This is a genomic window from Nocardioides sp. NPDC127514 (assembly GCF_040302125.1).
GTDB lineage: Bacteria > Actinomycetota > Actinomycetes > Propionibacteriales > Nocardioidaceae > Nocardioides.
In genome coordinates this window covers 97,945-113,864 of record NZ_JBEORF010000021.1, presented here as the reverse complement: position 1 = coordinate 113,864, position 15,920 = coordinate 97,945, and the positions used below count along the sequence as shown (strand labels likewise).

The window sequence follows — 15,920 nt, the reverse complement described above, 5'->3', positions numbered from 1 at the left end:
GGCTCATCACGCCACGCCGCGCCGACGCAAGACTCGTCGCATGCTCGCATTCGACCGCCCGGCCAGTGTCCGCTGGCGCATCACGCGCATGCCTTGGTTCCCCGTCACCACGGCCCTCTCGTCCGTCGTGGCCCTTCTCGCCGTCGGGAATCTGGCGACGAACTGGCTGGACGTCTATCTGGTCTTCTTCGGCGAACAGCCGGAGATCGACCCGGCGAACATCGCCGCGTACCGCCTCTGGGGTGCGATCGCGCTCGCCGCGCTCCTGTGCGGCGCAATCGCCCACATGCTCAACCCCGACCGCCGAATGCTCGGGACCTTCTGGCAGGGCCTGGTGATCACCGTCGGCACGGCGATGGTCCTGCTCTGCTACATCCCTGGCGCGGTGGATCTACCGGCACCGGAGGGGGAGGAGGACGGCGGGTATCGCGCCCCGCCGTGCTACTCCGGCGGCGACAACGACGAGTGCGTCGGTGGCTGACACTGCAGGCCGTCCGTCGAGCTGCCGTCAGCCGCGGTCGTGAAGCGTGATGTGGTAACCGTCGAGGTCGGCGAAGGTGAACGTACGCCCGAAGGGGCCGTCGATCGCCGGGGAGGCGATGGTGTGCCCATCGGCGACGAGAGCATCGTGGATGGCCTGGACGTCGGTGGCATGGAGCCAGATCGCAGCACCGATACCCGGCTGAGCGACGGACGCGAGATCGGTGCCCGGCACGACTTCGCGAAGCGCGAACGCGATCGGCTTGGTCTCGAAGACGACGGCATGCGGAGGTCCGGTCGGCGAGCGGACGAGGCCGAGGTAGTGCTCGTAGAACGCCTGCGACGCGTCGAGGTCGCGCGCCTGCAGGGAGATGAAGTCGGGGCCGGTGACGGGCATGGTGATGCTCCTTCAGTGTGTGTCAGTTATCTGACACGATGAAGCTATGTCAGAATACTGACATGAGTCAAGACGGCGTCGACCTGGACAAATCGCTGGGCTACCTGCTGAAGGAGGCGTCAAGCGCTCTGCGCGCCGCGATGGAGGAGGTGCTGCGCCCCCTCGGGATGAGCGTCACCCACTACGCATGCCTCGAACTGCTGGCGCAGCGGCCCGGTCTGTCGAACTCCGAGCTCGCTCGAGGGGCATTCGTGACGCGCCAGACGATGAACGTCCTGCTCCGCGCTTTGGAGCGAGGCGGCGACGTGACCAGGCCGGCGGAGGCCCCCGTCGGGAAAGTCCTCCCCACGCGGCTCACGCGTCAAGGAAGGCGGAAGCTCGAGGAGGCCACCGTCGCGGTTCGTTCTGTCGAGGTCAGAATGCTGACCGGCATGAGTCCGGCCGATCAGTCCGACGCGTTCCGGATCCTGCAGGGCATGATCCACGCCCTACGTGATAGTGGTGACGGCGCCTGACTGATCTGCAACTTCGAGGAGCCTATGGCCGGACGCTTGAAGCCCGCCAGAGCGCGGCGGCAAGCCAGAGGGCCGCGAAGGCGACGAGTACGCCCCAGACGATCCGCCCCGCATGCGGGAGGAAGAACTGGGGGAGCATCGTGACCAGGAGAGCGGCCAGCGGAACGGCGCTCCAGCGGGGGAGGGACCCAGAGCGCCAAACCGCGATCGCGACGAGCACGGCAGCGACGGCGACGAACACCAGTCCGATCAAGAAGATGGTCATCGCGGTCGGATCGAGGCGAAAGTCGTTGCCCACGTCGGTCAAGCTGGGGTCGCCGTCGGCCACTGCACGCTCGCCGATGGCCTTGAGCCCGTAGACCTCGGCGCCGTAGTAGGAGACGGTCAGTCCGGAGCCGATGGAGCCGATGACTGTGGCGAGGTGCGCGGTCCCCTCCTGCGGCGTCCCGTCGAGAAAGCCACGAATCGCGCCATAGCCGAGCGGGATGAGAATGAGGCCGACAATGGCACTGATGTGCGCGATGCTCCAGCCGGCGGAGGCCCACGCCGCCGCTCCGTCGAGCGTGCTCTCGTCGGCGCGTGGGGCAACGATCTCGTAGACGGCAAAGAGGACGCCGGCGATCGCGAACGCGATGGCGCCCATCCGGACGCGACGGTCAGGGTAGGTGTGGGGGACGGTCACTGTGGAACTCCTCGGTGGGTGTGCGAGAGCAGTGCTCTCAATTGTGAGCGATGATGACACGCATCGGCGCGCACCGCACGCGATTTGATCGGCATTCGTCCGAGACCGATCGGGTGGCCACCGGCAGTCGGCTGATAGGCCGTAGCGCTATCGCACACAATCGCGATTTGGCGCGATACAGCACAGACCGCCGCGATGACGGAGCGCGATCGCGTCCAGGCGCGTGTCCATGGGCAGGCGGGGATGCGGCAGTGCTGATCCTGGGATCTCTACGTGCGTCGAGTGAAGCGGATGGCGCCGTTGGGCAAGCGTTCGTGGAGGTAGGTGGCGTCGTGGGCGCGGTGGTGGTGATGGGAGCAGAGCAGGGCGGCGTTGTCGAGGTCGGTGGCACCGCCCTGGGCCCAGGCGATCCAGTGGTGGGCCTCGGCCCAGGTGCCGGGGATGTCGCAGCCTTCGGCCTCGCAGGTCGCTGACCTGAGCAGGAGGGCTCGGCGTTGGGCGGCGGTGAAGAAGCGTTCCTTGCGGCCCAGGTCGAGGACCTCGGAGGTGCCGCCGAGGACGGCGGGGATAATGTTCGCGGTGCAGGCCAGGCGCCGGGCTTCGGCGGCGGTGATCGGGCTGCCACCGAGGATCTGGGCGATGCCGGCTTCCTTGCGGAGCTGGTCGATGTCGATGGTCACGATCACCGTGGTCGCGTCGCCGCCGTGGATGGGCAGCCGCGATGGGTCAATCGTCTCGAGGAGCTGGCAGAACGCGCGTCCGAGGCGGCGGTCGTAGGGCAGGTAGTCGCCGGTCTCGGTGCGGGTGCCGTCATCGCGGCGGGGTGAGGCGAAGGCCTCCAGGTTGGTGGCCAGCCGGTCCGCGGCTGCATCCGGAACCACCGCCGAGATCCGGGTGGTGCCGTCTCCGAGGCGCCGCATCGCGAGTCGGGTCTTCTTGCGGGCGTGGGCTTCCTCGGCGGCGAGGCGTCGGGCTTCTTCGGCTTCGGCGATCTCGGGCGCGATGACGTCGAGGATCCGGCGGCCCAGGCGTCGGAGTTGGGTGGGGTCGAACCGGGTCGCGTAGGCGACCAGGGCTTCTTCGGCCTTGACGCGGATCTCGGGGTCGAGGTCGGTCGGCAGGTCGTCGAGGGCGTTGACGATGACGTGGGCTTGGGCCGGGTTGCAGGCACCACGGCGCATGGCTTCGGCGACCTGGTGATACGTGCGGTCCAGATCCTGGGCCAGCCGGAGGTCGGCGCGGAGGGTCTCGGGGCGTTGGTGGGTGTGGTGATGCAGCCACGCCGCGACATCCCGGGCCGCGGACTCGGCGGCCACGTCATCGGCGGTGGCGAGCACCCGCAGTTCGAGCTCGGCCAGCTGGGCCTTCGCTCGGGCGATCTCGAGCAGGGTGGTGGCCTTCTGGTCGGTGGCCATGAACGAGGGGTTCGCCTGAGCAACACCGTCCAGGGCGCCGGTGACCGCGACCACCGCCGCCAACACAGGGTGCTGAGGTTGCTGCAGTGTGGTCATCGAACCGGCCACCTCCCGACGTACGAACTCAAGGGTTTCTGCCTGTGCAGAATCCCGGTTGGTTCGCTGGTCTCGGAGGCCCGGAGTACGGGCTATTACTTACCCTCGCAGCTCAGCGTGCACGCCCCTGGTTCCCCTGGATTACCCCACACCCGTTGTGTCTCGGGCAGATGGGGCACGCCTCTTTCGAGGTGGTCGGCCTTCACGTTTACGCCTGCGCCGAGCCTACCACACAAGACAAAACCAAGCCACGGAAAAGCGGACAAACGCAATCAGGGACAGGTATCCCAAACCCAAATCCAGACCGCTGCTGGAAGCCCGCAAGACAGTTAAATGGCACCCAACCCAGACCCCTGCTTCTAAATCTCCCAACCCAATCCCGGTATTGGCCCCACCCGTGCTGGAACCCAAGCACGAGACCAAACAGGCACAGATCCAAATGAAGACCCGGACCAGTCAATAAGCCAAAGCGCTATCGCACACCAAAGTCGCTTGCCGCGACACAGCACAGACACCAGCCACAAAAGAGAGACCCCGGCAGCCGCCGGAGCCTCTCGAGACGTCGATGAAGAGTCAGGATGCAGCGATCGATCGTCCGATCCGCAGCGCCTGCTCGGATGCTCCGCCGAAGACGAACTCGAAGCGCTTGGCCGTCGTGAAGTAGCGATGCGCTTCGCCGTCGAGGTCGATGCCGACACCGCCGTGAACGTGGACGGTGGTGTGTGCGAGTCGGTGGGCGGCGTCGGCGGCCCAGAGCTTGGCGACGGCGACCTGGTCGGCGGCAGGTAGGCCGGAGGCGACCCGCCATACCGCTTGCCAGAGGGTGAGCCGCTGGGCGAGTACGTCGATGAACCCATCGGCGAGACGCTGGGAGACGGCCTGGAAGGTGCCGATGGCTCGGCCGAACTGCTCCCGGGTCTTGGCGTACGACGAGGTGAGCGAGAGGGCTCCTGCGGTGACGCCCAACAGTTCGGCGGCCGCCGCCACGGTCAACAGCGAGCCGAGCCGGGCAGCGGTCGAGGAGTCGCCGATCCGACGGGCGGGGGCCGAGGCGAACGAGACCAGGGCGGTGACGTCGCCGTCGCTGGTGTGCTGCGCACGGCGGTCGACGCCTTCGGCGGATGCCTCGACCAGGAAGACCCCGACGGTGCCGTCCGCGGATGCTGCGGTCACCAGGAACGCATCCGCGATCATCCCGGCCCTGACCAGCGTCTTCACGCCGGTGATCGTGTCCCCGGTGGCGACGACCATCGGGACGTCGGGCAGGTGGGAGTGCTCCTCGGCGACCGCGGCCGTCAGCACCCGCGATCCGTCGGCGATGCCGGTCAGAGCGTCCGCCGCGGTCTCGGCAAGCAGCAGGCCGCACGGCCCATGCACCGCGAGCGGCACCGGCGCGACCCGCCGCCCGGCCTCGACCAGCACCCGGCACAGCTCGATGAGCCCGAGCCCGGCGCCGTCGTACGTCTCGGGCAGATGCAGCCCGAGCAGGCCGGCCTCGCCGAGGGCGGACCAGAGGGAGGCGTCGAAGCGGCCGCGGTCGCCGGCGGCCGCCTCGACAGTACGCAGCCGCTCGACCGAGGTCGCGTCGCCGATGATCTTGGCCGCGAGCTCGGCGGCGTCGTCGGATTCGGTGGTGAAGGAGAAGTCCATGGTGTTCTCGCAATCGACTGTGTTGGTCTCGGCACGCTCGCTCGCCCGAAGGTCTGAACGAAGTGGCCTTCGACCGACGGGTGGTTGGTTCAGCGCTTGGCGGCGGGGAGGCCGAGGCCCACGTAGCCGATGATGTCTCGCTGGATCTCGTTGGTGCCGCCGCCGAAGGTCATGACCAGCGAGGAGCGGTGGAACCGCTCGAGGCGGCCGGCGAGCACGGCGCCGGGGGAGTCGGCGGTGATCCCCGCGTGCGGTCCGACGATCTCCATCAGCGTCCGGTAGACCTCGGTCGCGAGCTCGGAGCCGTAGACCTTGGTCGCCGACGCCTCGGCCGGCGAGAGCGCGACCCCGTGGTCGGCGTCCGAGGCGAGCTTCCAGTTGATCAGCGAGAGCGCCTCGATGCGTGCATGCGCTCGTCCGAGAGCCAGCTGGACCCACTCGGCGTCGACCACCCGGCTGCCGTCAGGGAGCACGGTGGTCAGCGCCCACTCCTTCACCAGCCCGAGCGAGTGGACCAGTGGTGCCGCCGAGGTCAGTGCGACCCGCTCGTGGTTGAGCTGGTTGGTCATCAATGCCCAGCCCCCGCCGCGCGAGGAGACGAGGTTCGACGCCGGCACGCGCACGTCGGAGTAGTAGGTAGCCGAGGTGCCGACCCCGGCGACGGTCTGGACGGGCGTATAGGAGAACCCCTCCGAAGATGTGGGCACCAGGATCATCGACAGCCCCTTGTGGCGCGACGCCTCCGGCTCTGTCCGGCAGGCGAGCCAGATCCAGTCCGCATACTGGATCAGCGACGTCCACATCTTCTGGCCGTTGATCACCCACTCGCCGGTGCCTTCGTCGAGCACCGCGCGAGTCTGCAGCGAGGCGAGGTCCGTCCCGGAGCCCGGCTCGGAGTAGCCGATCGAGAAGTGCAGCTCGCCGGCGAGGATCTTGGGCAGGAAGTACTCCTTCTGCTCCGAGGTCCCGAACCGCATGATCGTCGGGCCGACCGTGTTGAGCGTGAGATAGGGGATCGGCACCCCGGCCACGGCCGCGGCGTCGGTGAAGATCAGCTGCTCCACCATGGAGCGGTCCTGGCCGCCGTACTCCTTCGGCCAGCCGATGCCGAGCCAGCCGTCCGCGCCGATCTGCCGGATGGTCGAGAGGTAGACCTCTTTGTCGGCCTCGTCCCCGAATTCGCCCGATGCCCGCGCGAGCGCAGTACGACGCTCGGGCGTGACCAACTGGGCGAAATAGGAGTTGAGCTCTGAGCGAAGTTGCTCCTGGGCGGGTGTCAAGGCCACATGCATGTGATAAAACTAGAACAGGTTCTACCCATTTGAACAGGGTCTAGCGAATAGGGCCCAGCGAACAGACCAGCGGAAGGTACGACGATGGCCGACCCCACCACCCAGACCCGCACGCTCGACCACGGCTCCCAGCCGGAGCGCTTCGCGCGCGGTTGGCACTGCCTGGGCCTGGCCAGCCAGTTCAAGGACGGCAAGCCCCACGCCGTCGAGGCGTTCGGCGGCAAGCTGGTCGTCTGGGAGAACACCAAGGGCGAGCTGGGCGTGCTCGAGGGTTACTGCCGCCACATGGGCGGCGACCTGACCCAAGGCACCGTGAAGGGCGACGAGGTCGGCTGTCCGTTCCACGACTGGCGCTGGGGCGCCGACGGCCGCTGCAAGCAGATCCCCTACGCCCGCCGGGTTCCGCTGCGAGCAAGAACCAAGGCGTACGAGACCGTGATCCGCAACGACTCGTTGCTGATCTGGCACGACCCCGAGGGTTCGAAGCCCGACTACGACATCCTGCCGCCGGAGCTGCCCGACGTCAGCAACCGCGAGGTCTACACCGACTGGATCTGGAACACCGTCCCGATCAAGGGCAGCCACTGCCGCGAGCTGATCGACAACGTGGTCGACATGGCGCACTTCTACTACGTGCACTTCGCCTTCCCGACCGACTTCCGCAACGTCTTCGAGGACCACATGGCCACGCAGTACATGGCCTCTCGAGGACGTCCGGACGTCTCCGGCGGCTACGGTGACGCCGAGATGTTCCTCAAGTCCGAGGCGACCTACTACGGCCCGGCGTACATGATCAACTGGCTCGAGGTCGACTACAAGGGCTTCGTGACCGAGGTGATCCTGATCAACTGCCACATCCCGACGGGCCCGGACTCGTTCCTCCTGCAGTACGGCATCACCGTCAAGAAGCCCGAGGGCCTCGACGACAAGACCGCCAACTTCATCGGCAAGAAGTACGCCGACATGTTCGGCGACGGCTTCCTCCAGGACGTGGCGATCTGGGAGAACAAGGCGCCGGTGCAGAACCCGCTGCTGTGCGAGGAGGACGGCCCGGTCTACCAGCTGCGCCGCTGGTATGAGCAGTTCTACGTCGACGTCGCCGACATCGAGCCCGAGATGCGCGCTCGCTTCGAGTTCGAGGTCGACACCACCAAGGCCAACGAGTTCTGGCACGAGGAGGTCGCCGAGAACCTGCGCCGGATCGAGGCCGAGAAGGCTGAGAACCCGGAGTCGAGCGACGCAGGGGTCAGTTGATGGCCTCGTTCGTCCCGACGTCGCAGGACACCGTCGAGGACCAGCGGCTCTACACCCAGGCCCGCCTGGTCGAGGTGGAGTGCCTCGACTGCCTCGCCCGGGTTGGGGTGAAGAAGAACAGCGAGCACCAGACCTCCGTCCAGTGGACGGCCGAGGCGCAGGCGCAGTGTCCGGATCTCGTACGCCGCAAGTCCGCCGCCGACGGCGCGCGGCTCGTCCACGCCCGCTGCCCTCGCCTGGCCGCGTCCATCGAAGCAGCCGTCGCCGACGGCCGGATCCAGATCGGAGCCGAGGATGGCTACTGACTCTTTCCTGCTGCCCGTCAGCGACGTGGTCAAGGAGACCGACGACGCCCACTCGATCGTCTTCGAGCTGCCCGACGATGTGAGGCACGCGTTCCAGCCGAAGCCGGGGCAGTTCCTCACCGTCGCCGTGCCGAGCGACCGTGACGGACTGGCCGCACGGTGCTACTCGCTCTCGAGCGCCCCGGGCGACCCTCTCACGGTCACCGTCAAGCGCACCGTTGACGGCTATGCGTCCAACTGGATCTGCGACAACCTCCGGCCCGGCGACACGCTCCGCGTGCTGCCGCCGAGCGGGATCTTCACCCCTGCCGACATCGACGCCGACTTCCTGCTCTTCGCCGGCGGTTCGGGCGTGACGCCGATCATCTCGATCGCCCGTACGGCCCTGCGCGAGGGCACCGGACGGATCGTGGTCTTCTACGCCAACCGCGATGAGCGCTCGGTGATCTTCGCCGAGGAATGGGCGAGACTGGCCGCCGAGCACCCAGACCGTCTCCAGGTGGTCCACTGGCTCGAGTCGGTCCAGGGGCTGCCCACCGGTGAGCAGCTCAAGGCGTTCGCGGCCGACCGCCTGACGTACGACGCCTTCGTCTGCGGGCCGGCGCCGTTCATGAAGGCGACGATCGCGGCGCTCAAGGAGCTCGAGTTCCCGCGGGCGCGGCGGCACCAGGAGAAGTTCGCCTCGCTGGGCGGCAACCCGTTCGGCGAGGTCGCCCCGGTCAAGGAGGCGGAGACCGAGGTCGTCGACGACGGACCCAAGCAGCCTGCCACGCTCGAGATCGAGCTCGACGGCACCACCACGACGTACGACGACTGGGACCCGGGCACTCCGATGCTCGAGTTCCTCGAGGCGAAGGGTGTGAAGGCGCCCTACTCGTGTCGCGAGGGTGAGTGCTCGGCGTGCGCGTTCCGGCTGCTCGAGGGTGAGGTGAAGATGGTGCGCAACGACGTGCTCGAGCAGGAGGATCTCGACGACGGGATCCGGCTCGGCTGCCAGTCGCTGCCGACCACCGACACCGTCCGCGGCACCTACTCCTGAGGGACTCGCCCGAGACACAGATCACCAACCGGTTGCCAGGTCGAGGCGCGCGGCGCGATAGTGTCGCGCTGCCCGAACCACATCCCACCGAGTCACCCCGAGGAACGTCGTCGGCTGACCGGTAGGGCTCAAGCGAGGTTTCCCCCAACGTGTTCAATCGCAACTTCTACGCCGCCCAGGACGATCGGCGCTTCGTCGTCGGCTATGCCCTCGACCTCGGCTTCCGAGTCTTCGATGCCTACTCGGCACCTGGCCAGCCGTTGACCGAGATCACCACGACGGCATCGGCTTCGCTGCTCGCCGCGAGGCCCGCGTTCAAGCTGTACGCCCCCAACACCGGCCCCGAGCCGGTGATCACCAGGGTCGAGCTGGAGGAGTCGGAGTTCGGTCCCTCGGCCTTCGAGTACCGGTGCAACGGCTGGGGCCTGATCGGGCTCAACTTCGGCGGCGTCGTCGGTCTCGGCGGCCTCGGCTGGAGCACGCTCAACACGATGGCCGAGGCCCGCGCGGCTCGCTGGCACGCGGTGGAGCCGATCGGCGCCGCTCCCTCGGAGTGGAACTGGCCGGCCGTCGACGACGCGGCGATCAAGATGTTCGAGGCGATCGCCTCGATGGCCGGCTCCGCCGTGGGCGACAGCCCGATCCTGGCCGCCGCGGGCCAGCTCATCAAGGACAAGGGCCTGCTCTACGAGTCCGGTGGCGGGCTGCACGCGCGTCCGGGTCTCGGCTGACCAAGCCGGGTGCGGAGCTTGATACGCCAGGCGTATCAATCGGCCGCGAATCGATACTTCCCAACAACAGGTCGGCGATCCTAGATTCTCGGGCATGGACGCCACCTACGAGCCCATCCGAGTGCACCACGTCGTCTCGGGCCGGCCGGACGGTCCGGTGGTGGTGCTGTCCAACTCGCTGGGTGCGACCCATGCGATGTGGGACCAGAACCTGCCCGACCTCGAGCGGCACTTCCGCGTGGTGCGATACGACACCCGGGGGCACGGGCGCTCGCCGGTACGTCCCGGCCCCTACCTGATCGACGACCTGGTCGACGACGTCGTCGCACTCCTCGACCGCCTCGGCGTCGAGCGGGCTCACTTCGTGGGGCTCTCGCTCGGCGGCATGACCGGGATGCGCCTCGCCGCCCGCCACCCCGAGCGCGTCGACCGGCTCGTCCTGCTGTGCACCGGCGCTCAGCTGACGCCCTCCTCCGCCTGGCACGACCGGGCGGCCACGGTGCGAGCCGACGGCACTCGAGCCGTCGCCGAGGCGGTCGTGGCCCGCTGGTTCACGCCGGGATTCCTCGAGACGAACCCCGAGGTGAAGGCGACCTGTGAGGCCATGGTCGCCGCCACCCCGGACGAGGGCTACGCCGGATGCTGCGAGGTCATCGCCGCCATGGACCTCCGCGCCGACCTCCCCGCGATCAGCGCCCCGACCCTGGCCATCGCCGGTGCCGACGACCCGGCGACCCCGCCGCCCCATCTGGAGCAGATCGCCGATGCCGTGAAGGACGGCCAGCTGCTGGTCGTCCCCGACTCGGCCCATCTGGCCAACGCTCAGCAACCGGAGATCATCACGCCCGCGATCATCGACCACCTTCTGTCAGGGTGACGGGAGACCAGGTGCGAAGGGGCGCGTGCATAGGTGGCTCCGGCGATGCTGTGAGAACCAGATGCCGCGTCTCGCGGACCCGCGTCAGGCCGTGCACGACGTCTTCGACCATCACCGCTCCGACCTGGACGCCCACGTCGCGATCGCCCTGGAGGTCGGGGCTCGTCGCGTCATCGACCTCTGCCGCGGCACGGACTCGCTCGCCGTTGTCGCCCGGGACGCTTGAAGGCGAGGACTTGCCGCTGCGGTCCGCAGCTGGCCGTGTCTCTCCGGTTTAACGTTGCGAGGTGGAGAACACGAGCAAACCGGACAACCGCACCGAGCGCACCCTGGTGGAGTTGGACCAACGCCTTCGCACGACCCAGGCCGTCGGCGCGTTGATTCTGCTGGTCGTATCCCTGACCGCCCCCGTGCTGGTCAGCATCGACGACTCGACTGGGAACGACCGGCGCGAGGTCAAGGCGATCTGGTCGGCGCTGTCGTACGCGAAGGTCCTCGTCAGCAATCCGGATGCAGATTTCGGGAGCCACACGTCACATGTCGTCGTGTTCGCAGGGCTGATCGTCACGGTTGTGCTCTGTCTGTTGATGTTGCTGGGCGTGCTGTCGGTGCTGATCCCGCTTTCAGGGAAACCGCGGAGGTTCTGGTCGGTCGTGTCCATCGCGACCGCGGTCGTGCCGGTGGTGACGCTCGTCGGTCTCGGCCTTTCCTCGGGCGATTCCGAGCTGGGAGCGACCTGGACGACCTTGGCACCCACGGGCCTTGGCCTATGGGTCCTCGCCGCGACCACTTCGCACGCAGCCTCGTGAGTCAGCTGCTCGTACGTGCAGTGCGGCTAGCGTGCCCCGACCGACCCGGCAGACGAACAGAAGATCGGGCCGGACGCCCTCCACCTACGCAGGCTTCCTGAGCAGTTCCTCGTCGACCGGTTCACGCCGGCTCGTGGGTGAGCACGTCGAAGACCACCTCGTCCTCGAGCCCGGAGGCGAGCCGCCAGACCGCGTCCGCGATCTCGTCGGGGTCGAGCGTGGCGTACGGGGCGGGGGTGCCTGGCTCGGTGAGCATCTGGTGGATGTCGCCGCGCTCGATCAGGCCTCCGACTACGAGCGAGCCGATGCGTACGCCGTCATCGCCATCCTCGGCCAGAGCGGCAGCAAGGGTGCGGGCGTAGGTCCTGAGCGCGGCGGAGGCGGGCCCGTAGGGGCCGAGGAACGGCAGCGGGACGAGCGCGCTGAGCCCTGAGACGTAGACGATGGAGCCGCTGCCGCGCGACCGCATCGTGGGAAGCACCAGGGAGGCGACCTCGGCGGCTGGCTCGACGGTCTCGCCCACCGCGCGGTGGATGTCCGCCGGGCCGGTCTCCAAGATCCCGATGGTGGGTGCGGTCAGGTCATGGGCGCCGGGGCCGTGGTAGACGACGTCGATCGGGCCCAGCTCTGCGGTGATCTCGTCAAGTGCACGGGCGACGGCACCGGGCGCCCGCAGGTCAGCTGCGACCGCGATGGCGCGGACACCGCTCGACGCCAGCGACTCCAGATAGCCCGGGTGCCGGTCGGCGCTGCGTGAGACCAGCCCGACGGCGTACCCCTCCTTGGCGAACCTCCTCGCCACCGAGATGCCGAGGCCGGGGCCGGCGCCGAGGACCGCGATCGTGCTCATCTTCTTCTCCCTCATGGATAGGTTGCTGATGTCAGCAACCCTCGCCGCCCGGCGGCGTTCGCGGAAGAAGGCACTTCAATGTCAGATGGGAACACCGATGTGCCCCGGCACATCGTGAGCGCGGCGCTCGGGCGCGGACTGCCGCAGAAGGTTCCGGCGGGGGAGTACGAGACCTGCCCGGTGACGCAGGCGGTGCAGATGCTCGGTGACAAGTGGACGCTGCTGATCGTGATGATGCTGGCCGAGCGCCCGCATCGCTACAACGAGCTGCGGCGCCGGGTCGAGGGGATCAGCCAGCGCATGCTCACCCGGACGCTGCGCGTCCTGGAGCAGGAGGGGATCGTGACACGTACGGTCTTCCCGACGGTGCCCCCGGGGGTGGAGTACGGACTCAGCGCCCGCGGCCGGGAGCTGCTGGTGCCACTCAGCGAGCTCGCGGACTGGGTGATCCGGGGCCGCGCGGCCTGAGGCTCAGAAGCCGCGGGTCCAGAAGACCTCCTCGTGGAGGTGGCGCGAGCGCCAACCCTCCGGCGTACGCACGAAGCTGTGCCGGTAGCGACCGCCCACCTCGACGACGCGCTCGCCGCCGGACCCGTCGGAGATGACCATCGGGTTGTCGAAGTACGCCACGACCTCTGCCGAAGCGAAGCCCGAGGCATTCGGTGCCGCGCCATCGTCGGTGAACGTGATGCCGACCTGGCCGATGGTGTGCAGGCGCTTCTGGGAGAACGCGGGCAGCATCTCGGCGAGCCACTTCTTGACCTCGGCGAGCTCGCCGACCGTACCGCCGGACTCCGAGTAGTCGATCGTCGCGTCGGCGGCGAAGACCGTGTCGAGCGCGTCCCAGTCGCCGTCGTCGACGGCCAGGGTGTAGCGGGTGAGCGCGTCGGTGATCTCGGCGCGGTCGATCAGCTCTTGAACGTCCATGGCAAGGGTCTCCTTCAGCGGGGCGAGAGGACGATGACCGGGATCTCCCGGTCGGTCCAGGTCTGGTAGGTCTCGAAGTCGGCGTACGTCTCGAGCAGCCGCGGCCACAGCGCGACCCGCTCCTCGGAGTCGGCGATGCGTGCCCGGACGAGCCTCCGCCCGCGACGGGGGACGCGGACCGCGACGTCGGGCTGGGCGCGCAGGTTGGCGACCCACTGCGGGTCCTTCGGAAGCCCGCCCTGGGAGCCGACGACGACGAGATCGTCGCCCGAGCGCATGAACAGCAGGGGAGTGGTGAAGGTGCGGCCCGACTTGCGGCCGATGTGCTCGAGCAGCAGGACCGGAGCGGGTTTGCGCCAGCCGGCCATCACCCGCCAGGTGCCGCCGACCCGGCCGTTGGTCAGCTTGAACAGCGCCGTGTTGGTGCGGGCGCCGTACTTGATGATTCTCGCCGTCAGCGGCGAGTCGAGGCCTGCGGGACGTTCGAGAGGAGGCGACATGACGAACACTCTGGCAGAAACTTAGAACACGTTCTAGTGTTGGCACATGCGCTTCACCTATGCCGAGGCAATGACGCAGGCCGACTACTACGCACCGCTGGCCCAGGCGGCCGAGGCCGCCGGCTACACCAGCATGACGGTGGCCGACAGCCTGATCTATCCAGAAGAGTCCGACTCCACCTATCCCTACACCGACACCGGCGACCGGGAGTTCCTGCAGGGCAAGGAGTTCATCGAGGCGTTCATCCTGTGCGCCCACCTCTTCGCGGTGACCACGACGCTGCGCCTGACGCCGTTCGTGGTGAAGCTGCCGGTTCGCCCGCCGGTGCTGGCCGCCAAGCAGGCCTCGAGCCTCGCCTTCCTCTCCGGCAACCGGCTCGGACTCGGCGTCGGCCTGTCCCCGTGGCCCGAGGACTTCGCCGCCCTCGGCGTCGACTGGAAGCGCCGCGGCAAGCGGATGGACGAGTGCATGGACATCCTGCGCGGCCTGACCGATCCCTCCGGCGACTTCTTCGGCTATGAGGGCGAGTTCTACGAGTTCGCGCCGCTCCAGCAGCGTCCCGCGCCGACCGAGAAGATCCCGCTCCTCGTCGGTGGCCACGCCGACGCCGCCCTGCGCCGCGCGGTGCTCAAGGGTGACGGCTGGATGCACGCCGGCGGCGACGGTGAGGAGCTCGACCGCCTCCTGGTCCGCCTCGCCGAGATCAGGCGGGAGGAGGGCGACACCCGGGACGACTTCGAGGTCCACGTGATCAGCTACGACGCGTACGACCTCGACGGGATCAAGCGGCTCGAGGACAAGGGCGTCACCGACTGCATCGTCGGGTTCCGTGACCCATATGTGAAGGGCGCTGACCCCGAGCCGCTGGAGAAGAAGATCAAGCATCTGGAGTGGTACGGGGAGAACATCATCGCGAAGGCTGGGCAGTGACCGGGCAGAGCGCGGCGTACGGCCTGACCGAGCCGCTGCAGCGGGCGATCGCGGAGGCGGAGGAGCTGATCGCGAACGCGCCCTTCATCCGGACCGAAGCCGATCGGCTCGAGGGATATGAGTACCTCTCCGGACGGATCCGGATGGCGATGCAGACGGCGTTCGACTTCGACCTCGAGCAGCCGCTCTTCGTGAACCCGACCCACCAGTTCTCCAAGCAGGGCCTGGACAACCCCGACGCGATCTACTTCAACGCCTACCTGCGAGAAGGCGTCGAGTACGTCGTCCGCGGCCGTCGCGGGACCAGTGCCGACCTCTCCTTCCAGGTGATGGGCGGCGCCTACACCGCGGACTCCGCCGCGACCAGCCTGATGGCCTTCGACGACCGCAAGCTGCAGTTGGACGCCAACGGCGAATTCGAGTTCACCTACACCGCCGAGCCTGGCGCGAAGACCCTGATCGTGCGCGAGGTCTTCAACGACTGGGAGACCGAGACCCGCGGCACGATCACCATCGAGCGCCCCGACACCCTCGGCCGGCCGCGCCGCCCGCTCACCCAGGACCTGCTCCGGAAGAAGTACGAGGTCGCCGCCCGGTCGCTGACCGGCTCGATCCAGACCTGGTTCGCCTTCCCCCAGTTCTTCCAGTACAAGGAGCCGGTCAACACGCTCACCGTTCCGGCCCGGACCCCGGGCGGGCTGGAGTCGCAGTTCTCCTCGATCGGTCACTACGAGCTGGCCGAGGACGAGGCGCTCGTGGTGGAGGTGCCGCGCTGTGACGACTGCAGCTACCAGGGCATCCAGGTCGGCTCGGACTGGTACGCCTCGACCGACTACGAGACCCACCAGACCAGTCTCACCAAGGCCCAGGCCGTCACCGACCCCGACGGCGTGATGCGCTTCGTGATCTCCGAGCGCCCACCCCTGGACGGCAGGCCGATCGCGAACTGGCTCGAGACCACCGGTCACCGCACCGGCTCGCTGATGCTGCGCTGGCAGCGGCTCGAGCGCGACCTCACCGCCGCCGACGGACCGGTGGTGCACAAGGTGGGTCTGGCCGACGTACGAGACCTGCTGCCGCACACCGAGACCCTGAGCCCCGGGGGGTATGCGGAGCGGATCGCCGCACGTCAGCGGGCAGTTGCGCGCAGGATGCTCAGCTGAGAGTGGG

At 68.2% G+C, this 15,920-nt stretch carries 20 protein-coding genes; 12 read left to right on the top strand and 8 right to left on the bottom strand.

Annotated features, from left to right (window positions below; genetic code table 11):
* Positions 1–40 precede the first annotated feature (40 nt).
* On the top strand, positions 41–481 hold the full coding sequence (locus tag ABTX24_RS17865) for a hypothetical protein (protein ID WP_350841419.1): 441 nt from the start codon (positions 41–43) through the stop codon (positions 479–481).
* A 27-nt stretch (positions 482–508) separates the two neighbouring features.
* Here the strand turns inward: ABTX24_RS17865 and ABTX24_RS17860 are convergent, their stop codons facing one another.
* On the bottom strand, positions 509–877 hold the full coding sequence (locus tag ABTX24_RS17860) for a VOC family protein (protein WP_350721203.1): 369 nt from the start codon (positions 875–877) through the stop codon (positions 509–511).
* A gap of 62 nt (positions 878–939) precedes the next feature.
* Between ABTX24_RS17860 and ABTX24_RS17855 the strand changes: the two genes are divergently transcribed.
* Positions 940–1,392 (top strand): MarR family winged helix-turn-helix transcriptional regulator, encoded by a 453-nt coding sequence (locus tag ABTX24_RS17855; protein ID WP_350841417.1) that lies wholly within the window; start codon positions 940–942, stop codon positions 1,390–1,392.
* A gap of 22 nt (positions 1,393–1,414) precedes the next feature.
* On the opposite strand, the gene ABTX24_RS17850 is transcribed toward ABTX24_RS17855, so the two are convergent.
* From ABTX24_RS17850 to ABTX24_RS17835, 4 genes are all read right to left on the bottom strand, one after another.
* Positions 1,415–2,074: a hypothetical protein gene (locus ABTX24_RS17850; RefSeq protein WP_350841415.1), complete on the bottom strand. Its 660-nt coding sequence runs from the start codon at positions 2,072–2,074 to the stop codon at positions 1,415–1,417.
* A gap of 269 nt (positions 2,075–2,343) precedes the next feature.
* Positions 2,344–3,585, bottom strand: coding sequence for an HNH endonuclease signature motif containing protein (locus tag ABTX24_RS17845; RefSeq protein ID WP_350841413.1), 1,242 nt, complete (start codon positions 3,583–3,585; stop codon positions 2,344–2,346).
* A gap of 573 nt (positions 3,586–4,158) precedes the next feature.
* Positions 4,159–5,235, bottom strand: a complete 1,077-nt coding sequence (locus ABTX24_RS17840) for an acyl-CoA dehydrogenase family protein (protein ID WP_350841411.1) — start codon at positions 5,233–5,235, stop codon at positions 4,159–4,161.
* An 89-nt stretch (positions 5,236–5,324) separates the two neighbouring features.
* Entirely contained in the window at positions 5,325–6,527 is a 1,203-nt protein-coding gene (locus tag ABTX24_RS17835; RefSeq protein ID WP_350841409.1) for an acyl-CoA dehydrogenase family protein, read from the bottom strand.
* A gap of 84 nt (positions 6,528–6,611) precedes the next feature.
* On the opposite strand from ABTX24_RS17835, the gene ABTX24_RS17830 reads away from it, so the two are divergent.
* The 7 genes from ABTX24_RS17830 to ABTX24_RS17800 all read left to right on the top strand — a co-directional run bounded on the left by ABTX24_RS17830 (position 6,612) and on the right by ABTX24_RS17800 (position 11,542).
* Positions 6,612–7,781, top strand: coding sequence for a 3-ketosteroid-9-alpha-monooxygenase, oxygenase component (locus ABTX24_RS17830; RefSeq protein ID WP_350841407.1), 1,170 nt, complete (start codon positions 6,612–6,614; stop codon positions 7,779–7,781).
* Positions 7,781–8,086 carry a hypothetical protein gene (locus tag ABTX24_RS17825; RefSeq protein ID WP_160023359.1) on the top strand — a complete coding sequence of 102 codons (306 nt, stop codon included), beginning with the start codon at positions 7,781–7,783 and terminating at the stop codon, positions 8,084–8,086. The genes ABTX24_RS17830 and ABTX24_RS17825 overlap by 1 nt, the downstream gene beginning before the upstream one ends.
* Positions 8,076–9,125, top strand: a complete 1,050-nt coding sequence (locus tag ABTX24_RS17820) for a 2Fe-2S iron-sulfur cluster-binding protein (RefSeq protein ID WP_350841405.1) — start codon at positions 8,076–8,078, stop codon at positions 9,123–9,125. The genes ABTX24_RS17825 and ABTX24_RS17820 overlap by 11 nt, the downstream gene beginning before the upstream one ends.
* Before the next feature lie 149 nt (positions 9,126–9,274).
* Positions 9,275–9,856: a hypothetical protein gene (locus tag ABTX24_RS17815; protein ID WP_160023363.1), complete on the top strand. Its 582-nt coding sequence runs from the start codon at positions 9,275–9,277 to the stop codon at positions 9,854–9,856.
* 94 nt (positions 9,857–9,950) lie between these two features.
* Complete coding sequence (pcaD, locus tag ABTX24_RS17810) at positions 9,951–10,733, top strand: 3-oxoadipate enol-lactonase (protein WP_350841403.1); 783 nt, start codon at positions 9,951–9,953, stop codon at positions 10,731–10,733.
* 61 nt (positions 10,734–10,794) lie between these two features.
* Positions 10,795–10,959, top strand: coding sequence for a hypothetical protein (locus ABTX24_RS17805; RefSeq protein ID WP_350841401.1), 165 nt, complete (start codon positions 10,795–10,797; stop codon positions 10,957–10,959).
* A gap of 61 nt (positions 10,960–11,020) precedes the next feature.
* Positions 11,021–11,542 (top strand): hypothetical protein, encoded by a 522-nt coding sequence (locus ABTX24_RS17800; protein ID WP_350841399.1) that lies wholly within the window; start codon positions 11,021–11,023, stop codon positions 11,540–11,542.
* 121 nt (positions 11,543–11,663) lie between these two features.
* On the opposite strand, the gene ABTX24_RS17795 is transcribed toward ABTX24_RS17800, so the two are convergent.
* Positions 11,664–12,407: an SDR family NAD(P)-dependent oxidoreductase gene (locus ABTX24_RS17795; protein WP_350841397.1), complete on the bottom strand. Its 744-nt coding sequence runs from the start codon at positions 12,405–12,407 to the stop codon at positions 11,664–11,666.
* Between the two features lie 63 nt (positions 12,408–12,470).
* Here ABTX24_RS17795 and ABTX24_RS17790 point away from each other — a divergent pair, with 63 nt between their 5' ends.
* Positions 12,471–12,860 carry a winged helix-turn-helix transcriptional regulator gene (locus ABTX24_RS17790; RefSeq protein ID WP_350841395.1) on the top strand — a complete coding sequence of 130 codons (390 nt, stop codon included), beginning with the start codon at positions 12,471–12,473 and terminating at the stop codon, positions 12,858–12,860.
* Positions 12,861–12,863: 3 nt separating this feature from the next.
* On the opposite strand, the gene ABTX24_RS17785 is transcribed toward ABTX24_RS17790, so the two are convergent.
* A complete protein-coding gene (locus ABTX24_RS17785) occupies positions 12,864–13,319 on the bottom strand; it encodes a nuclear transport factor 2 family protein (protein WP_350841393.1) in 456 nt (151 codons plus the stop codon).
* A gap of 14 nt (positions 13,320–13,333) precedes the next feature.
* A complete protein-coding gene (locus tag ABTX24_RS17780) occupies positions 13,334–13,819 on the bottom strand; it encodes a nitroreductase/quinone reductase family protein (protein WP_350841391.1) in 486 nt (161 codons plus the stop codon).
* A 46-nt stretch (positions 13,820–13,865) separates the two neighbouring features.
* Here ABTX24_RS17780 and ABTX24_RS17775 point away from each other — a divergent pair, with 46 nt between their 5' ends.
* Complete coding sequence (locus ABTX24_RS17775) at positions 13,866–14,750, top strand: TIGR03619 family F420-dependent LLM class oxidoreductase (RefSeq protein WP_350841389.1); 885 nt, start codon at positions 13,866–13,868, stop codon at positions 14,748–14,750.
* A complete protein-coding gene (locus ABTX24_RS17770; protein ID WP_350841387.1) occupies positions 14,747–15,913 on the top strand; it encodes a hypothetical protein in 1,167 nt (388 codons plus the stop codon). Before ABTX24_RS17775 ends, ABTX24_RS17770 begins: the two co-directional genes overlap by 4 nt.
* Positions 15,914–15,920 lie beyond the last annotated feature (7 nt).